Raw genomic sequence first — 20368 nt, forward strand, 5'->3', positions numbered from 1 at the left:
CCGGTCTCCATCCGGCACTGCCGCAGGTCGCCGCGTCGGACATGCCGCGGCGAACGTGCCGACGTGAAAGGTGCGAACGGGCTAAGGCTCGCCCGTCCCGGGCGCGTCGAAGAGGGCGGACCGGGACGTGCGAGCGTCCTGCCAGGGGGAGCAGACGCCCCGTCAGGCGTTGAGCTGGTAGTCGGGGAAGTTGCCCGGCAGCCGCTCCCCCGCCGGGCCTTCCGTCACGGCTCGCACCAGCAGCTCGCCGCCGACGAACGCGCCGCGCCAGGAGGCGCCGAAGCCGCCGAACAGCTCGTCGCGGTCGCCGCGTGAACGGGGCTTGTTGTGGCCGGTCTTGAAGGCGCGGATCTGCGGGGCGAGACGCCGGAAGGTCGCCGGGTCGTCCGTGGAGAGGGTCGCCACGAGCGCGCCGCCCGAGGCGTTCATCGCGGCGAGCAGTTCCGCCTCCGTGTCGACGAGGACGATGGTGTCGACCGGGCCGAAGGGTTCGGCGTGGTGCAGCGGGGAGGACGGGGGCGGGCCCAGGAGGGTGACGGGCGGGAGGTAGGCGGAGGTGTCCTGTCCGGGGAGGAAGCGGCCGTCGGCGAGCGTCCCCCGGTGGAGGGGTACGGCCCCGCGGTCGATGGCCTCGGCGACCTGGTCGGCCAGTTCCTTGGCTTTGGCCGCGTTGATGAGCGGCCCGAAGTCGAGGGTGGGCAGCGGGTCGTCGGGGTGTTCGACGGCGAGGGGGTGGCCGGTGCGGATCGAGCGTACGGCGGGCAGGTAGGCGGCGAGGAAGTCGGCGAAGGACTCGCGCTGGACGACGAACCGGGGGTAGGCGGTGCAGCGCTGCTTGCCGTAGTCGAAGAGTTTCGGGATGACGGCGGTGAGGGCGGCGAAGTCGGTGTAGTTCCAGACACCCCAGGTGTTGAGACCCTCCTGCTCCAGGATGTGGCGCTTGCCGAGGTCGGCCACGGCGGTGGCGATGCGGGCGCCGGTGTCGCGCCCTCCGACGAAGGAGACGCAGCCGATCTCCGGGGAGCGGACGAGCGCCTCGGAGAGCTCCCCGCCGCTGCCGCTGACCAGGGTCAGGGGCACGCCTTCGCGGGCGGCGAGCGCGCAGGCGAGGGTGAGGCAGGCGACGCCGCCGTCGGTCGGGGCCTTGGCGATCACCGCGTTCCCGGCCAGCGCCTGGACGAGCATGGCGTGGACGAGGACGGACATGGGGTAGTTCCAGCTGGCGATGTTGGAGACCGGGCCGGCGAGGGGTGAGCGGCCGTCCAGCATGGGTTCGACGCCCTCGACGTACCAGCGGACCCCGTCGATGGCGCGGTCGACGTCGGCCTGAGCGAGCCGCCAGGGCTTGCCGATCTCCCAGACGAGGAGGAGGGCGAGCAGTTCGCGGTGCTCGGCGAGGGCGTCGAGGGTGGCGGCGACGCGGGCGCGGCGTTCGGGCAGGGGGATGTGGCGCCAGGCGCGGTGCTGGTCGAGCGAGGCGCGGACGGCGTGTCGGGCGGCGGTCGTGTCCAGCCGGGGCGGGCCGGCTATGGGGCTCTGGTCGACGGGGCTGGTGGCGGGGAGGGCTCGGCCGTCCGCATGCCACCGCGCGGCCCAGAGGTTGAGGACACGGTCGTCCTGGAACGCCTCGGGGGCGACGGCGGCGCAGCGCTGCCAGGCGTCGGTCCAGGCCGTGCCCGGCTTGAGGGTGAGGGTGGGTGCTGCCATGAAGGAACTCCGCTCGTGACGTGTCGTACGGGGCGGGAGGACGTTCGGCGACGGGGACGGGCGGCCGGCTCGCACACGCCGGCCGCCCGGGCATCCCGGTCGGCGGATGGGTTACCCGTAAGTAACCCGGTTACTCACAATCGGCTGTGAATGAGGGTGAGCTCTCAGCCGTCGGACACCGCGAGCCGCTCGCGCACCAGGCGTGACGTCTCGGTCGGTGTGGAGCCGACCCGTACGCCGGCCGCTTCGAGGGCCCGCTTCTTGGCCTCGGCGGTCCCGCTGGAGCCCGACACGATCGCTCCGGCGTGCCCCATGGTCTTGCCCTCGGGGGCGGTGAAGCCGGCGATGTAGCCGACGACGGGCTTGGTGACGTGCTCGGTGATGTAGGCGGCGGCGCGTTCCTCCGCGTCACCGCCGATCTCGCCTATCAGCACGATGAGTTCGGTGTTGGGGTCCGCCTCGAAGGCGGCGAGGCAGTCGATGTGGGTGGTGCCGACCACCGGGTCGCCGCCGATGCCGACCGCCGAGGAGAAGCCGATGTCCCGCAGCTCGTACATGAGTTGGTAGGTGAGTGTGCCGGACTTGGAGACGAGCCCGATACGGCCGGGCTCGGGGGCGATGTCCGCCGGGATGATGCCGGCGTTCGACTGGCCGGGGCTGATGAGGCCGGGGCAGTTGGGCCCGATGATCCGGGTGCCGCGTTCGGCTGCGTACGCCTGGAAGGCGACGGCGTCATGGACGGGGATGCCCTCGGTGATGACGACCGCGAGCCCGATGCCGGCGTCGGCGGCCTCCATGACGGCGGCCTTGGCGAACGGGGGCGGTACGAAGACCACGGCGACGTCCGCGCCGGTGGCCGTCATCGCCTCGCGGACGCCCCCGAAGACGGGGACGACACGCTCGTCGAAGTCGACGACCTGGCCCGCCTTGCGCGGGTTGACCCCCGCGACCACGTCGGTGCCGGACGCCAGCATCCGGCGGGTGTGCTTCATGCCCTCGGCGCCGGTCATGCCCTGGACGAGGACCTTGCTCTCCTTGGTGAGGAACACTGCCATGGTTCCCGGTCCTTTCTGTTGCAGCTCGACTCTCCCCCTGACTTCGCCGGGGGGACCCCCACGGGGCGCCCAAGTCGGCGTCGACGGTCGATCGTGGTTCACCGGGAGGGGCCGCACTCCCTTTTCGACACCGTCGCGCCCCTTCGGCCCGATCAGATGGCGAGGTCGGCGGCCCGGCGGGCGGCGCCGTCCATGGTGGTGGACTGCTGGACGAGGGGATGGGCGCGTTCCTCGAGGATGGCGCGGCCACGGGCGGCGTTGTTGCCGTCGAGCCGCACGACGAGCGGCTTGGTCAGGCGTACGGAGTCGAGGGCCTGCACGATGCCTTCGGCGACGGCGTCGCAGGCCGTGATGCCGCCGAAGACGTTCACGAGCACGCTGCCCACGTCCCGGTCGGAGAGGATGACGGAGAGCCCGTCGGCCATCACCGCTGCGGAGGCTCCGCCGCCGATGTCGAGGAAGTTCGCGGGCCTGGCGCCGCAGCCGGCGACGACGTCGAGGGTGGACATGACCAGGCCGGCGCCGTTGCCGATGACGCCGACGGTTCCGTCGAGCTTGACGTAATTGAGGCCCTTGGCGGCGGCCACCGCCTCCAGCGGGTCCTCGTGCAGGGTGGCGTCGTCGTTGCCCCAGCGGGCCTGCCGGAAGCGGGCGTTGTCGTCGAGGGTGACCTTGCCGTCGAGGGCGAGGATGTCGCCGGCCGTGGTGCGCACGAGCGGGTTGACCTCGACCAGGAGGGCGTCCTCACGGACCAGGACCTGCCACAGCTCCTGAAGTACGGGCGCGGTCTCCCGCGGCAGGCCGGCCGCCGCCGCGATCTCTGCGGCCTTGGCGGCCGTGACGCCCTCGGCGGGGGCGACGGGGATGCGGGCGACCGCTTCCGGCCGGGTGGCGGCGACCTCCTCGATGTCCATGCCGCCCTCTGCGGACGCGATGGCGAGGAAGGAGCCGGCGGCGCGGTCGAGGACGTAGGAGACGTAGAACTCGGCCTCGATGTCGACCGGCTGGGCGATCATCACCGTGCGCACGGTGTGGCCCTTGATGTCCATGCCGAGGATCTGGCGGGCGGTCACCTCCGCGGCCGCGGCGTCGGCGGCGAGCTTCACCCCGCCGGCCTTGCCCCTGCCTCCGGTCTTCACCTGGGCCTTGACCACGACGCGGCCGCCGAGCCGTTCAGCGGCCGCGCGGGCCTGCGCGGCGGTCTGTGCGGTCTCTGCTTCCGGTACGGGGATGCCGTACTCCCCGAAGAGTTCCCTTGCTTGGTGCTCGTACAGATCCATGCCGGGCTCCCAGTGCTTCGTCCGAAACGAATGAAAGTGCCGCACGCCCCCTGGACACCACCCACCGGATGCGGGATAACAAGCTTCATACAGTATTCGTCGACTGTATGCAATTTACCGCGAAGCACACCAGGGCGGCGCACCGGCGCCCCCTGACCAGCACACCGACTCCCCTACGAAGGGACAGGACTTCGCCATGCCCGACGACAACAGCCAACAACTCATCTCGGGTGGACACCTGGTGGCCAAGGCGCTCAAAGCCGAGGGCGTGGAGGTCATCTACACCCTCTGCGGCGGCCACATCATCGACATCTACGACGGCTGCGTGGACGAAGGCATCGAAGTCGTCGACGTACGCCACGAACAGGTCGCCGCCCACGCCGCCGACGGCTACGCCCGCATCACGGGCAAGCCGGGATGCGCGGTCGTCACCGCGGGGCCGGGCACCACGGACGCCGTCACCGGCGTCGCCAACGCCTTCCGCGCCGAGTCACCGATGCTGCTGATCGGTGGTCAGGGAGCGCACACCCAGCACAAGATGGGCTCCCTGCAGGACCTCCCGCACGTCGACATGATGACGCCGATCACCAAGTTCGCCGCCACCGTGCCGGACACGGCGCGCGCCGCCGACATGGTTTCGATGGCGTTCCGCGAGTGCTACCACGGCGCGCCCGGCCCCTCCTTCCTGGAGATCCCGCGCGACGTGCTCGACGCCAAGGTCCCCGTCGAGAAGGCGCGCGTCCCGAAGGCCGGCCACTACCGGGCCTCGACGCGCAGCGCCGGCGACCCGGAGGCCGTGGAGAAGCTCGCCGACCTTCTGGTCCACGCCGAGAAGCCGGCGATCCTGCTCGGCAGCCAGGTGTGGACCACCCGCGGCACCGACTCCGCCGTCGAGCTGGTGCGCACCCTGAACATGCCCGCGTACATGAACGGCGCCGGACGCGGCACGCTGCCGCCCGGCGACCCGCACCACTTCCAGCTCTCGCGCCGCTACGCCTTCTCGAACGCCGACGTCATCGTCATCGTCGGCACCCCGTTCGACTTCCGGATGGGATACGGCAAGCGGCTGTCGCCAAACGCCACGGTGGTACAGATCGACCTGGACTACCGGACGGTGGGCAAGAACCGGGACATCGACCTCGGGATCGTCGGTGACGCCGGCCTGATCCTCAGGTCCGTCACGGAAGCGGTCTCCGGACGCCTCAACGGCGGCGCCGTCAAGCGCAAGGCGTGGCTCGAGGAGCTGCGCGCCGCCGAGCAGACCGCGCTCGACAAGCGACTGCCGCAGCTGCGCTCCGACGCCTCACCCATCCACCCGTACCGCCTGGTCAGCGAGATCAACGACTTCCTCACCGAGGACTCTGTCTACATCGGCGACGGCGGCGACATCGTCACCTTCTCCGGTCAGGTCGTCCAGCCCAAGTCCCCCGGCCACTGGATGGACCCGGGACCGCTCGGCACCCTCGGCGTCGGTGTCCCGTTCGTCCTGGCCGCCAAAAAGGCCCGCCCCGACAAGGAGGTGGTGGCTCTCTTCGGTGACGGCGCGTTCTCGCTGACCGGCTGGGACTTCGAGACGCTCGTCCGCTACAACCTCCCCTTCGTCGGGATCGTCGGCAACAACTCCTCCATGAACCAGATCCGTTACGGCCAGGCGCAGAAGTACGGCCTGGAGCGCGAGCGCGTCGGCAACACCCTCGGGGACGTCCGCTACGACGAGTTCGCCCGGATGCTGGGCGGCTACGGCGAGGAGGTCCGCGACCCCGCCGACATCGCGCCCGCGCTGCGCCGCGCCCGCGAGTCCGGACTGCCGTCGCTGATCAACGTGTGGGTGGACCCCGACGCGTACGCCCCCGGAACCATGAACCAGACCATGTACAAGTGAGGAGCGCCGGCCATGACCCAGAACACGACCAGGACCATGACCAAGGCTCTTGAGGGCGTCCGCGTCCTCGACATGACGCACGTCCAGTCCGGGCCCTCCGCGACGCAGCTGCTCGGCTGGCTCGGCGCGGACGTGGTGAAGCTGGAGGCCCCGAGCGGCGACATCACACGCAAGCAGCTGCGCGACATCCCGGACGTCGACTCGCTCTACTTCACGATGCTCAACTGCAACAAGCGCAGCATCACCCTCAACACCAAGTCGGAGCGCGGCAAGGAGATCCTCACCGAGCTGATCCGCCGCAGCGACGTCATGGTGGAGAACTTCGGCCCCGGCGCCGTGGACCGGATGGGCTTCACCTGGGAACGGATCCAGGAGATCAACCCCCGGATCGTGTACGCCTCCATCAAGGGGTTCGGGGAGGGCCCGTACACCAACTTCAAGGCGTACGAAGTGGTGGCGCAGGCGATGGGCGGGTCCATGTCGACCACCGGCTTCGAGGACGGGCCGCCGCTGGCGACGGGCGCCCAGATCGGTGACTCGGGCACGGGCATCCACGCCGTCGCCGGGATACTCGCCGCGCTGTTCCAGCGCGAGAGCACCGGGCGCGGCCAGCGGGTCAACGTGGCGATGCAGCACGCCGTGCTCAACCTCTGCCGGGTGAAGCTGCGCGATCAGCAGCGGCTCGCGCACGGCCCGCTGGCCGAGTACCCCAACGAGGACTTCGGCGACGAGGTGCCCCGTTCCGGGAACGCCTCCGGCGGCGGCCAGCCGGGCTGGGCGGTCAAGTGCTCGCCGGGCGGACCCAACGACTATGTGTACGTCATCGTGCAGCCGGTCGGCTGGCGGCCGCTCTCGGAGCTCATCGGCCGGCCCGAGCTGGCGGACGACCCCGAGTGGGCGACCCCGGAGGCGCGGCTGCCGAAGCTGGGCAAGATGTTCCAGCTGATCGAGGAGTGGTCCGCCACGCTCCCCAAGTGGGAGGTGCTGGAGAAGCTCAACGCCCACAACATCCCCTGCGGGCCGATCCTTTCGACCCGGGAGATCATCGAGGACCCGTCGCTGGTCGCCAACGAGATGGTCGTCGAGGTGGCCCATCCGGAGCGCGGCACGTTCACCACGGTGGGCAGCCCGCTGAAGCTGTCCGACTCGCCCGTGGACGTGGTCACCTCCCCGCTGCTCGGTCAGCACAACGAAGAGGTGTACGTCGGCGAGCTGGGCCTCGGCGACGAGGAGCTCAGCCTGCTCAAGTCGAACGGAGTCATCTAGTGGCGGAGCACGCGGAGCGGCAGGCGGCGGTACGGGCGATCCTGGCGGGCGCGCTCGCCGAGGGCCGCACGGCACTCACGGCCCCCGAGGGCAAGGCGGTCACCGACGCGTACGGGATCCCTACCCCGACCGAGGGGCTCGCGGAGACGGCGGACGAGGCGGTGGCGCTGGCGGACCGGATCGGGTTCCCGGTCGCCATGAAGATCGTCTCCCCCGACATCCCGCACAAGACGGACGCGGGCGGCGTGCAGGTCGGGCTGACGTCCTGCGCCGAGGTGCGCGGCGCGTTCACCGCCATCGTGTCCAACGCGAAGGCGTACGACCCCGAGGCCCGCGTCCTCGGTGTGCAGGTGCAGCAGATGGTGCCGGCCGGGACCGAGGTACTGGTCGGCACCGTCACCGACCCCACGTTCGGGAAGGTGGTGGCGTTCGGCCTCGGCGGTGTCCTGGTCGAGGTGCTGAAGGACGTCACCTTCCGGCTGGCGCCCGCGTCGAGGGACGACGCGCTGTCGATGATGGACGGCATCCGCGCCGCGGAGATCCTGCGGGGGGTGCGCGGAGGTGCGGCCGTGGACCGGGAGGCACTCGCCGACGTGGTGGTCCGCGTCTCCGAACTGGCCGCCGACTTCCCCGAGATCGCGGAGGTCGACCTCAACCCGGTGTTCGCCTCCGCGGACGGGGCGATGGCCGCCGACGTACGGATCCTGCTCAGCACCGAGGTCCCCGCCGAGCGCCGCAAGTACTCGCGCGAGGAGATTCTCACCTCGATGCGGCGGCTGATGCAGCCCCGGTCCGTGACGGTGATCGGCGCCTCCAACGAGCAGGGCAAGATCGGCAATTCGGTCATGCGGAACCTGATCGACGGCGGATTCCCGGGCGAGATCCACCCGGTGAACCCCAAGGCCGATGACATACTCGGCCGTAAGGCGTACAAGAGCGTGATGGATGTTCCGGGCGAGCCCGATGTGGCGGTCTTCGCGATCCCCGCGAAGTTCGTGGCGTCCGCTCTCGAGGAGGTCGGCCGCAAGGGCATCCCCAACGCGGTGCTGATCCCGTCCGGCTTCGCGGAGACCGGCGAGCACGAACTCCAGGCGGAGATCGTGGCGATCGCCGAGCGGTACGGCGTGCGGCTGCTGGGGCCGAACATCTACGGCTACTACTCCACCTGGCAGGACCTGTGCGCCACGTTCTGCACGCCGTACGACGTCAAGGGCGGTGTGGCGCTCACCTCGCAGTCGGGCGGCATCGGCATGGCGATCCTCGGCTTCGCGCGGACCACTCGCACGGGTGTCTCGGCGATCGTGGGTCTCGGCAACAAGTCGGACCTGGACGAGGACGACCTGCTCACCTGGTTCGGTGAGGACCCCAACACCCAGTGCATCGCGATGCACCTGGAGGACCTCAAGGACGGGCGGGCGTTCGTCGAGGCCGCACGCGAGACGGTGCGGAAGAAGCCGGTGGTGGTCCTCAAGGCGGGCCGTACGGCGGCGGGCGCGAAGGCGGCAGGCTCGCACACGGGCGCGCTGGCCGGCGACGACGCGGTCTACGACGACGTGCTGCGGCAGGCGGGGGTGATCCGCGCGCCGGGGCTCAACGAGATGCTGGAGTACGCGCGGGCGCTGCCCGTCCTCCCCGTACCGCAGGGCGACAACATCGTGATCATCACGGGGGCCGGCGGCTCGGGGGTGCTGCTCTCCGACGCGATCGTCGCGGGCGGGATGTCCCTCATGGAGATCCCGCCGGACCTGGACGCCTCCTTCAAGGCCTTCATCCCGCCGTTCGGCGCTGCCGGGAACCCGATCGACATCACCGGCGGCGAACCGCCCTCGACGTACGAGGCGACGATCCGGCTGGGGCTGGAGGATCCCCGGATCCACGCGCTGGTGCTGGGCTACTGGCACACGATCGTCACCCCTCCGATGGTGTTCGCGGAGCTCACCGCGCGCGTGGTGGAGGAGTTCAGGGCGCGCGGGATCGAGAAGCCGGTGGTGGCGTCGCTCGCCGGGGACGTCGAGGTCGAGGAGGCGTGCCAGTACCTCTTCGAGCGCGGTGTCGTCGCCTACCCGTACACGACGGAGAAGCCGGTCGCGGCGCTCGGCGCGAAGTACGCCTGGGCCCGGGCCGCGGGCCTGTTGGGGGGCGGTCGATGACCTGAGCGACGGCTCGAACCACGGGGTCTGCGGTGACCGCTCGCCGCGGACCCCGGTGCGAAGAGAAACGGACAGGGGGCGCTGGCCAGACTTCTTCCACGCGAGGGGTTCGATCACCATGACGACAACCGACATCTCCACATCCGTCCCCTTCAGGGAGGTGACGGACGCCAACGGGCGCATGTACCGGATCGGCGAGACCGATATCGACATCATGGGCCGCAAGCGCAAGTGGATGGTCATCCTGCCGTGGGTGGGCATGATGGGCATCAGCTCGGCGGAGTACGCGTTCGCGTCCGCCGAGGACACCCTGCACACGGCGCACAGCTGGAGCAGTGCGCACATCTTCTGGATGCTGGGCGTGTGGGTCTTCTTCCAGGCGGCGGTGGCCTTCCCGGCCGGCAAGCTGCGCGAGAGCGGCAAGCTGCCGGCCCGGTGGGCGATGATGCTGGGCGCGGTGGGCACCCTGCTGGGGTATCTCTCGCTGGCGTTCGCCCCTCATGTCGTGGTCGCCTACATCGGCTTCGGCATGTTCAGCGGCATGGGCGCGGGCATGGTCTACGCGACCTGCGTCAACATGGTCGGCAAGTGGTATCCGGAGCGCAAGGGCGGCAAGACCGGCTTCGTCAACGGCGGTTTCGCCTACGGTTCGGTGCCGTTCGTCTTCATCTTCACCGGCTACATGGACCTGACGAACTTCCGCTGGGTGCTCGTCTGTGTCGGTCTGTTCCTGGCCGCGACGGTCGCCGTCGCGGGCTACTTCTTCCAGGACCCGCCGAAGAACTGGTGGCCGGCGGAGGTCGACCCGCTGCGCAAGCCCGACGACCCGCGGGCGCGCCGGGCGTTGGAGAAGAACCCGCCGGCGGTGAAGCAGTACACGCCGAGGGAGGCGTGGCAGACCGGCCGGGTGGCGCTGATGTGGTTCTGTCTGCTGTGCACGTCCGGTGTGAACATCTTCGGCATCGCCTTCCAGGTGCCGTTCGGTGACGAGGCCGGATTCGCGGGCGGCATCGTGGCGACGGCGATGTCCCTCAAGGCGATCGTGAACGGCACCGGGCGCGGCGTGATCGGCTGGCTCTCCGACCGTTACGGCCGCAAGCAGTGCCTGATCTTCGTCTGCATCGTGCTCGGCCTCTCGCAGTACGGCATCCTGTGGTCGGGCAACATCCACAACCTGCCGCTGTTCCTGCTGTTCTCCAGCATCTCGGGGTTCGGCGGCGGCGCCATCTTCCCGATGTTCGCGGCGATGACGGCGGACTACTTCGGCGAGAACAACAACGCCTCCAACTACGGCCTCGTCTACAGCTCGAAGCTGGTGTCGGGCCTGCTCGGTTCCGGCATGGGCGCCGTGGTCGTGGGCGCCTGGGACTATGCGGGAGCGTTCGTCCTGGCCGGTTCCATCTCGCTGTTCGCGGGCTTCGTGGCGACGTTCCTGCATCCGCCGGGGCGGCCGCGCAAGGGCCGGATCACGGCCAATCCGCAGCCGATCAGCCGGGACATGGGCTGAGCGGACCACGGTGGGACGGTGCGGCCAGGGCGGCCGCGGCGGCCGGGAGACCGGTCACCGCGGCCGTCCGGCCGTCGTACGGAGTGACTGCGAGGGCCTTAGGACAGCCGGCCGCCGTAGTCGGGGAGCTTGAAGGTCCGCTCCGCGTGCCCGCCGACGAGGTCGGTGGTGTTGTTGCCGATGTTGGCGATGATCGTGTAGCCCTTGGCCTCGATCTCCGCGCGCTTCTCCGTCTTGTAGGCGCTGACCTCACCGAAGAGGTCCGGCAGGTCGCGGACGTAGAGTCCGTCGACCGGGTAGCCCGTCTGCTTCAGGTTCCAGTCGGTGAGCGAGTGGATGATGCCGGGGCGGGCGGTCACGAAGAAGACGGCGACGCCACGGGAGTCGGCGTAGCGGGCGAGCTCACGCATCTCCTGGATGGCGGGGGTGGGCAGCTTCCAGAACGGATGGAAGTGCGTCTCCAGCGAGGTGTTGTCGATGTCGAGGACGATGGCCTGCTTCTCGCCGGCCGGGTCGGCGGTGCGGTCCTCGATGTAGGGGCGGGCCTGGGCGACGACCGCGGCGACGTCGCGCCGCCAGGTGTCGTAGTCGACGCTCTGCGCCTGCACCTCTGCCTGAGCGGGTGCGGCGGTGGTCGTGGCGGCCTGCGCGGTCGCGGCGGGGACGGCCACGGTGAAGGCCAGGGCGAGGGCGCCGGCGGCCGCGCCGGCCGTGCGGGTGCTGCGTGCATGCATGGGGGGTCTCCTGGGTTTTCTGGCAGCTCGAGGAGTGCCGTCCGCCCTGACAGGGCGGACGGTTTGACATGCTCGCGCTTAATGATGGCCGGGAGACGACATTCTCACTACTGGTCGGTAGCGTCTTTCTGCGGCGGTTCCGGACGTCACCGCTCCGCCGGCGCCGGGCGCGCCGGCGGAACGATGACGTGCCGTCAGTGCCGGGCGCGCAGAGCCGCGAGGTTGTCGTAGCTCTTGCGGGCGACCTCGAGGGACTGCCCCGGAACCGTGGCGCTGGGCGCGCCGTCGTGCTCGATCATCGGGTTGTGGTAGTTCTTCGCCCCCACCCGCCTGAAGAACCTGCGGTAGTCGATGTCGCCCTCGCCGAACGTCACCATGTCGTAGCCCTGGCCGTTCTGGGTGTTGACCGTGCCGTCCTTGGCGTGGAACAGCGGGTAGCGCACGTTGTGGCGGACCACCAGACCGGCCGGGTCGAAGACCTGCTCCACCGTGGAGCCGTCGTGCGCGGTGTACGTGTGGAACTTGTACTGCGCCACGTGCGCCCAGTAGATGTCCATCTCCAGCCAGACGGCGCGGGGGTCGGTCACCTCCAGGAAGTACTCCAGCTTGCGGATGCCGGAACTGCGGGTCGGCCGGCCCTGGGCGTCCAGCGGGCCGCCGTCGAGCAGGAACCCGTACGCCGAGTCGTGGTTGTGGGTGTAGAGCTTGATGCCCTCGCGACGGGCGATGGCTCCCAGCGCGTTCCACTTCTCCGCGGCGACGTCCCAGTCGGCCCGGTAGGAGCTGCCGGTGGGGTCGCCGCCGGTGCCCATGTGACCCATGCCGAGGATGTTGGCGATCTCCAGATGACGCTTGAAGGTGTCGAGGTCGGACGGGGTCAGCGGCCAGGAGCCCGGGATGAAGCCGTGGTTGCCCTGCGCCGTCAACCCGTACTCGTCCAGCCAGGACCGCATGAGCTTCGCGCCCGCGACGGTCTCCAGGCTCGCGCCGCCCGGGGCGTTCGCATGCTGGCGGTAGCCGGCGAACTCGACCTGCTTGTAGCCGTAGCGGGACAGCTGCTTGAAGACCTCGCGGAAGCCGGAGGGCAGGTCCGTGGACAGCGGGTCGCGGCCGGTCGCGTCACGGACGGTGTAGAGGATGATGCCGCGCTTGTGGGGCGGGATCAGAGCGGAACGGCCGTGGTCCTCGGCTCTGTCGTCCGCCGTGTCCGCGGCCAGGGCCGGCGAGGCTCCGAAGACGGGGGCGGCGATCGCAGCGGCAGCGGCGGCGGTGCAGGTGCTGAGGAAGCGGCGGCGGCTGACGCCGAGCGAGCGGCGCAGGCTGTCGCCGGTGACGGAATCGTCGTTGAACGCGGTCACGATGATCTCTCTTTCCTTCACGGGGGTGCGGACGCGTGACGGTCGCCGCCTCAGTCGAGGCCGGCGAGCCGCAGCAGCAGGGACTTCACATCGGTGGCCGCGACGCGGCCGGTGACGGCGCGGGGGGTGGAGCACAGGAGGAGCGGACCTTCTTCGTCGCTCGCGGGGAGGCGGCCGTGGCTGCCGCGGATCGGTGACGGATCGAGCGGCACGACCGCGAGGCGGTAGCGCATACCGAGCTTCTTGCGGGCCACGGCCTTGGCGGCCTTGAGCCGTACGTACGGGTCGTGCGGGTCCATGAACAGCTCGACGGGGTCGTAGCCCGGCTTGCGGTGGATCTCGACGAGCTGCGCGAAGTCGGGGGCGCGGTCGTCGTCGAGCCAGTAGTAGTACGTGAACCAGGCGTCGGGTTCGGCGACCGCGACCAGCTCGCCGGAGCGGGGATGGTCGAGACCGTGGGCCTTCTTCCCCTCGTCGTCGAGGAGTTCCCCGAGGCCGGGCAGCCCGTCGAGCGCTTCACGGACGGCGTCCAGGTCCTCGGGGCGGCGCACGTAGACGTGGGCGAGCTGGTGGTCGGCGACGGCGAACGCACGGGAGGTCATCGGGTCCAGGTACTCCATGCCGTCCTGGGTGTGGACCTCCAGCAGACCGGCCCGGCGCAGCGCGCGGTTGATGTCGACGGGGCGGCTGACCCGGGTGATGCCGTACTCCGACAGGGCGACCACCGTGCGGCCCTCGCGCTCGGCGTCGTCGAGCAGCGGGCCGATGACGGCGTCGAGGTCGGCGGCCGCCCGCAGCGAGCGGGGGTCGTCGGGGCCGTAGCGCTGGAGGTCGTAGTCCAGGTGCGGCAGGTAGCACAGGGTCAGGTCCGGCCGTCGGGTGCGCATGATGTGCCGGGTGGCGTCGGCGATCCACCGGCTGGAGACGATGTCGGCGCCCGGCCCCCAGAAGTGGAAAAGGGGAAACGTGCCGAACTTCTCCGTGAGTTCGTCGTGGAGGGCCGGCGGGCGGGTGTAACAGTCCGGTTCCTTGCGGCCGTCGGCGTAGTAGACGGGCCGCGGGGTGACGGTGATGTCCGTGTCGGCGCCCATCGCGTACCACCAGCAGATGTTGGCGACGGTGTAGCCGGGGTGGGCGCGGCGGGCCGCGTCCCAGATCTTGTCGCCCGCCACCAGACCGTTGTGCTGGCGCCACAGCAGGACGTCGCCGAGTTCGCGGAAGTACCAGCCGTTGCCGACGATGCCGTGCTCGGACGGGAGGACACCGGTCAGGAACGTCGACTGGGCCGCGCAGGTGACGGCCGGCAGCACGGTGGTCAGGTTGGCCTGCGAGCCGGAGGCGGCGAGCGCCCCCAGGCGGGGCATGTGGTCCAGCAGCCGGGGGGTCAGGCCCACCACGTCGAGGACCAGCAGCGGGGTGGGGCGCGTGTCGCTCATGGCAGTTCCTTGAGGCCGAGGTCGGTCAGCAGGTCGCGGGCCAGCATGAGTTCGGCGGCGATGCCGTCGGCGAGCTGACCGCGGGTACGGGGCCGCAGCTCCGGCGGGAGGGCCTGCCAGGTGTACGTCTCGACCTCGAGGTGGCGGGTCCGCGGCTCCGGGCCGCCCACGAGCCGGGTCAGGGTGTCCTGGAGGACGGGCAGCGTCGAGGTGAGCGGCTCCGCGGGCGGGGCGTGCAGGGGGACGTGGAAGTGCGCCCGCCAGGGACCGCCGTCCGGGAGCGCGCCGCCGGCGACGGCCTGGTCCAGGTCGTCCGTCCCGCGCAGACCGGCGGCGGTGAGGGTACGGGTCTGGTGCAGGAACCGCGGCTCCGCGAAGGCGGCGAGCGCCTCGCGCACTTCCGGCAGGTGCGGGTTCTCCGCGTGCAGCGCGGCGGACAGCTGCGCCTTCGGAACGGTGACGCCGGCCGCGGCGAGGGCGGCGAGGGCGGATTCCGGGTCCTCGAAGGAGGTGGCGAGATGGCAGGTGTCGACGCAGACGCCGATCCGGTCGCCCGGGACGGCGGTGAGCGGTCCGATCGCGTCGGCGGTGGTCTCCACGGTGCAGCCGGGTTCCGGTTCCAGGGCGATCCGGACGGACTTGCCGGTCAGCTCCTCGAGGGCGTCGAGCCGCTCGGCGAGGGTGGTGAGCGCGGTGCGGGCGGTGGCGGCTGCCTCCTCGTCGAAGCCGGTGCGCCAGGCGAGCGGGAGGGTCGAGATGGTGCCCTCGGTGACGTCGTCGGGCAGCAGCGCCGCAAGGAGGCGGGCGAGGTCGGTGGTGTGGGTCAGGCGTTCGGGGTCGGTCCAGTCCGGTGTGTAGACGCGGTACTTGACCTCTTCCGCGCCGAAGCCCTCGTAGGGGAACCCGTTGAGTGTGACGACCTCGAGGCCGCGCCGCTCCAGTTCGGCGCGCAGTCCCCGCAGTGCCGCCGGGTCGGTGACCAGGGCGCGGGCGGCGTCCTTGGCGAGCCACAGGCCGATGCCGAGCCGGTCGCGGCCGAGGCGCTTGCGCACCGGTTCGCAGTGGTCACGCAGTTGGGCGAGGACGCCCTCCAGGGTCTCCGCGGGGTGGACGTTGGTGCAGTAGGAGAGGTGGACGGTCGAGCCGTCGGGGTGACGGAAGCGCATCCTCGGCTCCCCTCATTCCCCGCCGCGGAGGATGGAGTTGCCCTCGTGCAGGCCCTCCTGCTCCGGGACGTCGAGCTGGAGGCGGCCGCTGAGGCCGTAGAAGGCGACCGGGTTGCGCCACAGGACCTGGTCGACGTCGTCCTCGGTGAAGCCGGCCGCGAGCATGGCGTCGCCGACCTTGCGGGTCTTCAGCGGGTCGCTCCTGCCCCAGTCGGCGGCGGAGTTGACGAGTACCTTCTCAGTCCCGTGGTTGCGCAGGATGGTGACCATGCGGTCCTCGTCCATCTTGGTGTCCGGGTAGATGGAGAAGCCGAGCCAGCAGCCGCTGTCGGCGGCATGCTTCACGGTCGTCTCGTTGAGGTGGTCGAGGAGGACCCGCTCGTTGGGCAGGTTCGACTCGCGGATCACGTCGACGGTGCGGTGCAGGCCTGCGAGCTTGTCGCGGTGCGGGGTGTGGACCAGGGCGGGCAGGCCGTGGTCGGCGGCCATCTGGAGCTGGGCGGCGAGCGCCGTGTCCTCCGCGGGGGTCATCGAGTCGTAGCCGATCTCGCCGACCGCGACGACCGAGTCCTTGACGAGATAGCGGGGCAGCGCGTCGAGGACGGGCGTGCAGCGGGGGTCGTTGGCCTCCTTGGGGTTGAGCGCGATGGTGCAGTGGTGGGCTATGCCGTACTGGGCGGCGCGGAACGGCTCCCAGCCGAGAAGGGCGTCGAAGTAGTCGAAGAAGCTGGCCGGGGAGGTGCGGGGCTGGCCGAGCCAGAACGACGGCTCGACGAGGGCGCGCACACCGGCGGCGTACATCGCCTCGTAGTCGTCGGTGGTGCGGGACGTCATGTGGATGTGGGGGTCGAAGATGCGCATCACAGCTCCTGGGGCCGCTGGGGCTTCTCGCCGGTCAGGGTCAGCACGCGGTCGAGGTCATGGGGGATGTCGCGGCCGGCCGCGGTGCGCTCTGCGGCGTAGTCGGTGAGCATGCGGGCGAGTTCGCCGTCGCCGCGGGCCCGCCGTTCGAGGTCCGCGACGTCGTCGAGGGGCACCCCGGTGAACAGGCACTTGAGCACGGCGTGCCGCCAGGCGTGCGGGTCGAGATGGGCGGCGGCGTAGGGACCGACGGCGGCCGAGACGAGCCGGGTGTCGTTGGTGCGCAGGGCGTCGTCGAGCAGGTGCACGGCGTGCGGTCCTTCGACGAGGGGCGGCAACGCCCGGAGCACGGCGCGGCGTTCGGCGGCACTGCCCTGCCGGTAGAGCCGGGTCAGGGTGTCGAGGCCCGCACGCGCTTGCGTCAGCAGCAGGGTGCGGACGGCGTCCGCGTTGTCCTGCCCGCAGTGGCGGCCCGCGGCGGCGAACCGCAGTTCCCAGGTGTGCGCCGTGTACGGGGAGGGCGGCGTCGGCGGCGCCTGGGCGGCTCGGGCGGCCTCGGCCAGTGCTTCGCCGAGCCAGGCGCGGGCCGTGTCGTCGGCCAGCCGGGCCTCGACTTCCTTGCGGGTCCAGGGCGCGGTCTGCGTCACGATGCCGGTGCTCCCTTCGCGACTGCGGTACGGAGGAACTCGATGGACCGGCGGGCAAGTTCGGGGCCGGCATGGGAGTGGCGGGGCAGCTCGACGACGGTCAGACCCTGGTAGCCGGTGGCCGCGAGGGCCTCGAGCACGGGCGGGAAGTCGATCTCGCCGTCGCCGAAGGGCAGGTGCTCGTGGACGCCCCGCCGCATGTCCTCGATCTGGACGTGTCGCAGCCAGGGACCGGCCGCGCGGACGCAGTCCGCGGGCGGCTCGGGCTCCAGGCACTGGCAGTGGCCGATGTCGAGGGTGAGGCCGAGGGGTGAGGGGTTGCCGAGGGAGGTGCGCAGCTGGTGGAAGCCGGCGAGGTTCTCCAGGAGGTGGCCGGGCTCGGGTTCGACGGCGACGGGGACGCCGGCGAAGGCCGCGGCGTCGAGCACGGGCAGGATCGCCTCCTCCAGCCGCTTCCACGCGGTGTCCGCGTCGGTGCCGGGCGGGGTGATGCCGCTGAAGCAGTGCACGGCGTGCGCGCCGAGGTCCGCGGCCACCTTGACGGCGGTGACCAGCAGCCGGGTGCGGGCGGCGCGTGCTTGGGGGTCGGGGTCGAGGAGGGACGGGCCGTGCTTGCGGCGCGGGTCGAGGACGTAACGGGCGCCTGTCTCGACCGTGGCGGTGAGGCCGAGTTCGCCGAGCCTGCGGGCGACGCGGGCGGTCCGCTCGGCGAGACCGGGGGCGAGGGGGTCGAGGTGCATGTGGTCGAGGGTGAGTCCGACACCGTCGTAGCCGAGGTCGGAGAGCAGCCCGAGGGCGTCGTCGAGACGGAGGTCGGTGAGCCCGTTGGTCCCGTACCCGAAACGAAGCCGGTCCCCTTCCGCGGCGGGCCCGGGCCGATCGCCCGTTGCCGGGCGGGTGTCGGGACCGGCGCCAGTGGCCGGGCCGGAGTGGGCTGCGCGGCCCGGGCCGGAGCGTGTGTCGGGACCGGGACCGGGGCCGGCGGCGCGGCCGGAGTGGGCGGCGGGGCCAGAGCGGGAACCCTCACCAGGGCGGGAGCCCGGACCGGGGCGATCGTCCACGCCGAAGTGGGAGTCCGGGCCACGGCTCGTCTCGGGACCGGCACCGGCGGTCGGGCCGGAGTGGGCGTCACGGGTCCGGCGGGTGTCAGGGCCGAAGCGTGTGTCGGGACCAGGGCCGGAGGCGCGGCCGGAGCCGGTGGGGCCCGGGTGGGCGGCGGGGCTCATGTCGGGCTCACCTTCCGTGCGAGCTTGCGGGCGAGCGGTACGAACCCCATCACCGCGAGGCCGGTGAGGCCCGCCCCGGAGCGGGCCGCGAGGGCGGCCTGGAGCGGGATCATGGCGCGGATGCCGCCGCCGACGGCGCGCTGGGTCAGCGGCGGGGACGGGTTGAGCGCGGCGTGGAGGTAGGGGACGGCGGCGGTACGGGCGTACGCGGCGGCGAGCACCCGGGCGGCGGCCGGCGCCGCCGTCCCGCGCGGCCGCGCCGCGAAGGCGGCGACCGCGCCGGTCGCCGCGAGCGCGGCGAGCGGGGCGCGGGTCGAGCCGCCCTGCGTCTCGTTGCGGGACACGGTGGTGACGGCGTACGTGTGCGCGGCCAGCACCGCGGCGGCGGGCGCGGCAGCGCCAAGGCCCAAGGCGGACGATCCCCCGCCCCGCCCGTGACCGGCGCCGTGCGTGGCCGGCCGTGCCGCCACGGCGGCGCCACCCGCCGCGGACAACGTTGCCGCCGCGCCCAGCAGCAGGTCCAGACCGCGGGCCGCTGCCATCACCGCCGGACCTGCCTTCGTGTGCTTGAGGTGGAGGTCGTACGCCCAGACCGTCGCAGAAAGGGCCGTCGCCACGGCGAGGGCGGGGCGGCCGGCGCGCGCGGCGAGGCCGAGGCCCGCCGCCGTCAGCGCTCCGGCCGCGCCCAGGGCGGCACGAGGAGAGATCCGTCCGGAGGGGATCGGGCGGTGGGGCCGGTCGATCGCGTCCTCGTCGCGGTCGGACCAGTCGTTGAGCGCCATGCCCGCCTCGTACAGGCAGAGCGAGGCGCCCACGGCGAGCGCCGTGCCCCGGTTGGGACGCCCTCCGGCCGACGCCGCCCCCGCGAGGGCGTCACCGGGCACGGTGAACAGGGCGGAGACCCGCAGCAGTTCGGCCCAGTCGCGCGGCCTCACCCGGCCTCCCGCAGACGGTCCGCGAAGCCGAGGAGGGCGGCGAACTGCTCGGAGAGGCCCGCCGGTCCGCCGTCCGGGTCCTTGAAGTAGAAGCCCAGTTCGGGCAGCGGCCCGGACAGGCCCGCCTCATGGGCCCGGGCCAGCAGCCGCGCCAGGTCCAGGACCAGCGGTGCGGCCAGCGCGGAGTCGCAGCCCTGCCAGATGGTCTGGAGGATCATCCGCGACCCGAGGAAGCCCTCGAAGGCGATGTGGTCCCAGGCGGTCTTCCAGTCGCCGAGCGCGGGTACGTCGTCGATGTGGACCTCGCCCTGCGGTGTGTGCCCGAGGGTGTCGGCGAGGACGCGTTCCTTGCCCGCGTTCTTCGCCGCCGCGGCGGCGGGGTCGGCCAGTGCCGCCCCGTCCCCGCCGCCGAGCAGGTTGGTGCCCGACCAGGCCCGTACGTCCAGGGCCCGCTGCACGAACATCGGGGCGAGCACCGCCCGCAGCAGCGTCTGGCCGGTCTTGCCGTCGCGGCCGGCGTGGGGAAGTCCACTGGCCGCGACGGCGTCGGTGAGGGCGTCGGTGCGCAGCCCGGTGGAGGGGGTGAAGTTGACGTAGGGGCAGCCGGCCCGCACGGCGGCGGCCGCGTAGAGGGAGCTGGGCGGCAGCCGCACGGCACCCGGTTCGGGCAGCGGCTCGGTGGAGGAGACGCCTACGACCACGACACGGGCGAGCGCGTTGCGTGCGCGGAAGTCCTCGATGTCGGCGGCGAACGCGGTGACGAGTTCCTCGTCGCCGCGGGTGTCGCCGGCGCCGGGTCCGCCGGGCCGTATCCCGGCGTCGGCGGCGGCCAGTTCGGCGCGCACCGCGGAGGCGAGGCCGTGCGGCAGGACGCCCGCTTCTGTGAGGTGTTCCGCGCGCTTGGGCAGCGGGCAGTGGGCGGTGTCGTGTCCGCCGAAGACGAGGGAGGACAGGGGCGGCAGCCCGGCCCCGGCGAAGGCCGGGGTCTCGGTGACCATGCCGGTCGGCGGGTGCAGCCCGGCCGTGACCGCCGCACATCCGGCGACGGCTGTGGTGGCCACTGAGCCGCGTGCTCCGACGAACCAGACTCCGGTGCGTGCATTCCCGTCTGTCACGGGCTGCCTCCCTGCCAGTCGATGTTCCGATGTGGTGGAGGAC

At 71.7% G+C, this 20368-nt stretch carries 15 protein-coding genes and 1 pseudogene; 4 read left to right on the forward strand and 12 right to left on the reverse strand.

Annotated elements, in window-relative coordinates:
- Nucleotides 1–162: 162 nt before the first annotated feature.
- From ACIPJI_RS18065 to sucC, 3 genes are all read right to left on the reverse strand, one after another.
- The gene (locus tag ACIPJI_RS18065) at nt 163–1707 is read right to left on the reverse strand and encodes an aldehyde dehydrogenase family protein (protein ID WP_402247246.1); all 1545 of its coding nucleotides are present in this window, start codon (nt 1705–1707) and stop codon (nt 163–165) included.
- Nucleotides 1708–1871: 164 nt separating this feature from the next.
- Nucleotides 1872–2762, reverse strand: a complete 891-nt coding sequence (gene sucD, locus ACIPJI_RS18070; RefSeq protein ID WP_402247248.1) for a succinate--CoA ligase subunit alpha — start codon at nt 2760–2762, stop codon at nt 1872–1874.
- Nucleotides 2763–2914: 152 nt separating this feature from the next.
- A complete protein-coding gene (gene sucC, locus ACIPJI_RS18075) occupies nt 2915–4042 on the reverse strand; it encodes an ADP-forming succinate--CoA ligase subunit beta (protein WP_356619948.1) in 1128 nt (375 codons plus the stop codon).
- A 196-nt stretch (nt 4043–4238) separates the two neighbouring features.
- Here sucC and ACIPJI_RS18080 point away from each other — a divergent pair, with 196 nt between their 5' ends.
- The 4 genes from ACIPJI_RS18080 (at nt 4239) to ACIPJI_RS18095 (ending at nt 10847) form a co-directional block, all read left to right on the forward strand.
- Nucleotides 4239–5924, forward strand: coding sequence for a thiamine pyrophosphate-binding protein (locus tag ACIPJI_RS18080; protein WP_356619950.1), 1686 nt, complete (start codon nt 4239–4241; stop codon nt 5922–5924).
- Nucleotides 5925–5960: 36 nt separating this feature from the next.
- Nucleotides 5961–7190, forward strand: coding sequence for a formyl-CoA transferase (gene frc, locus ACIPJI_RS18085; RefSeq protein ID WP_356620145.1), 1230 nt, complete (start codon nt 5961–5963; stop codon nt 7188–7190).
- Nucleotides 7190–9340 (forward strand): acetate--CoA ligase family protein, encoded by a 2151-nt coding sequence (locus tag ACIPJI_RS18090; protein ID WP_402247250.1) that lies wholly within the window; start codon nt 7190–7192, stop codon nt 9338–9340. The genes frc and ACIPJI_RS18090 overlap by 1 nt, the downstream gene beginning before the upstream one ends.
- Before the next feature lie 118 nt (nt 9341–9458).
- Complete coding sequence (locus ACIPJI_RS18095; protein WP_356619954.1) at nt 9459–10847, forward strand: OFA family MFS transporter; 1389 nt, start codon at nt 9459–9461, stop codon at nt 10845–10847.
- 98 nt (nt 10848–10945) lie between these two features.
- On the opposite strand, the gene ACIPJI_RS18100 is transcribed toward ACIPJI_RS18095, so the two are convergent.
- From ACIPJI_RS18100 to ACIPJI_RS18140, 9 genes and pseudogenes are all read right to left on the reverse strand, one after another.
- On the reverse strand, nt 10946–11581 hold the full coding sequence (locus tag ACIPJI_RS18100) for an HAD family acid phosphatase (protein ID WP_356619956.1): 636 nt from the start codon (nt 11579–11581) through the stop codon (nt 10946–10948).
- A 194-nt stretch (nt 11582–11775) separates the two neighbouring features.
- Nucleotides 11776–12939, reverse strand: coding sequence for a sugar phosphate isomerase/epimerase family protein (locus tag ACIPJI_RS18105; protein WP_402247252.1), 1164 nt, complete (start codon nt 12937–12939; stop codon nt 11776–11778).
- A 50-nt stretch (nt 12940–12989) separates the two neighbouring features.
- Entirely contained in the window at nt 12990–14375 is a 1386-nt protein-coding gene (locus ACIPJI_RS18110; RefSeq protein ID WP_402247254.1) for a nucleotide pyrophosphatase/phosphodiesterase family protein, read from the reverse strand.
- A complete protein-coding gene (gene eboE, locus ACIPJI_RS18115; RefSeq protein WP_402247256.1) occupies nt 14372–15541 on the reverse strand; it encodes a metabolite traffic protein EboE in 1170 nt (389 codons plus the stop codon). The genes ACIPJI_RS18110 and eboE overlap by 4 nt, the downstream gene beginning before the upstream one ends.
- Nucleotides 15542–15553: 12 nt before the next feature.
- Entirely contained in the window at nt 15554–16402 is an 849-nt protein-coding gene (locus tag ACIPJI_RS18120; protein ID WP_402247257.1) for a TatD family hydrolase, read from the reverse strand.
- Nucleotides 16402–17049 carry an EboA domain-containing protein gene (locus ACIPJI_RS18125; RefSeq protein WP_402247258.1) on the reverse strand — a complete coding sequence of 216 codons (648 nt, stop codon included), beginning with the start codon at nt 17047–17049 and terminating at the stop codon, nt 16402–16404. Before ACIPJI_RS18125 ends, ACIPJI_RS18120 begins: the two co-directional genes overlap by 1 nt.
- Nucleotides 17046–17897, reverse strand: a pseudogene (locus ACIPJI_RS18130) (sugar phosphate isomerase/epimerase family protein); the annotation flags it as partial. The gene ACIPJI_RS18125 and the pseudogene ACIPJI_RS18130, both read right to left, overlap by 4 nt.
- 374 nt (nt 17898–18271) lie before the next feature.
- Nucleotides 18272–19210, reverse strand: a complete 939-nt coding sequence (locus ACIPJI_RS18135) for an SCO3242 family prenyltransferase (RefSeq protein ID WP_402247259.1) — start codon at nt 19208–19210, stop codon at nt 18272–18274.
- Nucleotides 19207–20325 carry an inositol-3-phosphate synthase gene (locus tag ACIPJI_RS18140; RefSeq protein WP_307709343.1) on the reverse strand — a complete coding sequence of 373 codons (1119 nt, stop codon included), beginning with the start codon at nt 20323–20325 and terminating at the stop codon, nt 19207–19209. Before ACIPJI_RS18140 ends, ACIPJI_RS18135 begins: the two co-directional genes overlap by 4 nt.
- Nucleotides 20326–20368: the final 43 nt, after the last annotated feature.

This window comes from Streptomyces sp. NPDC086835 (genome assembly GCF_044745705.1).
Taxonomy (GTDB): Bacteria; Actinomycetota; Actinomycetes; order Streptomycetales; family Streptomycetaceae; genus Streptomyces.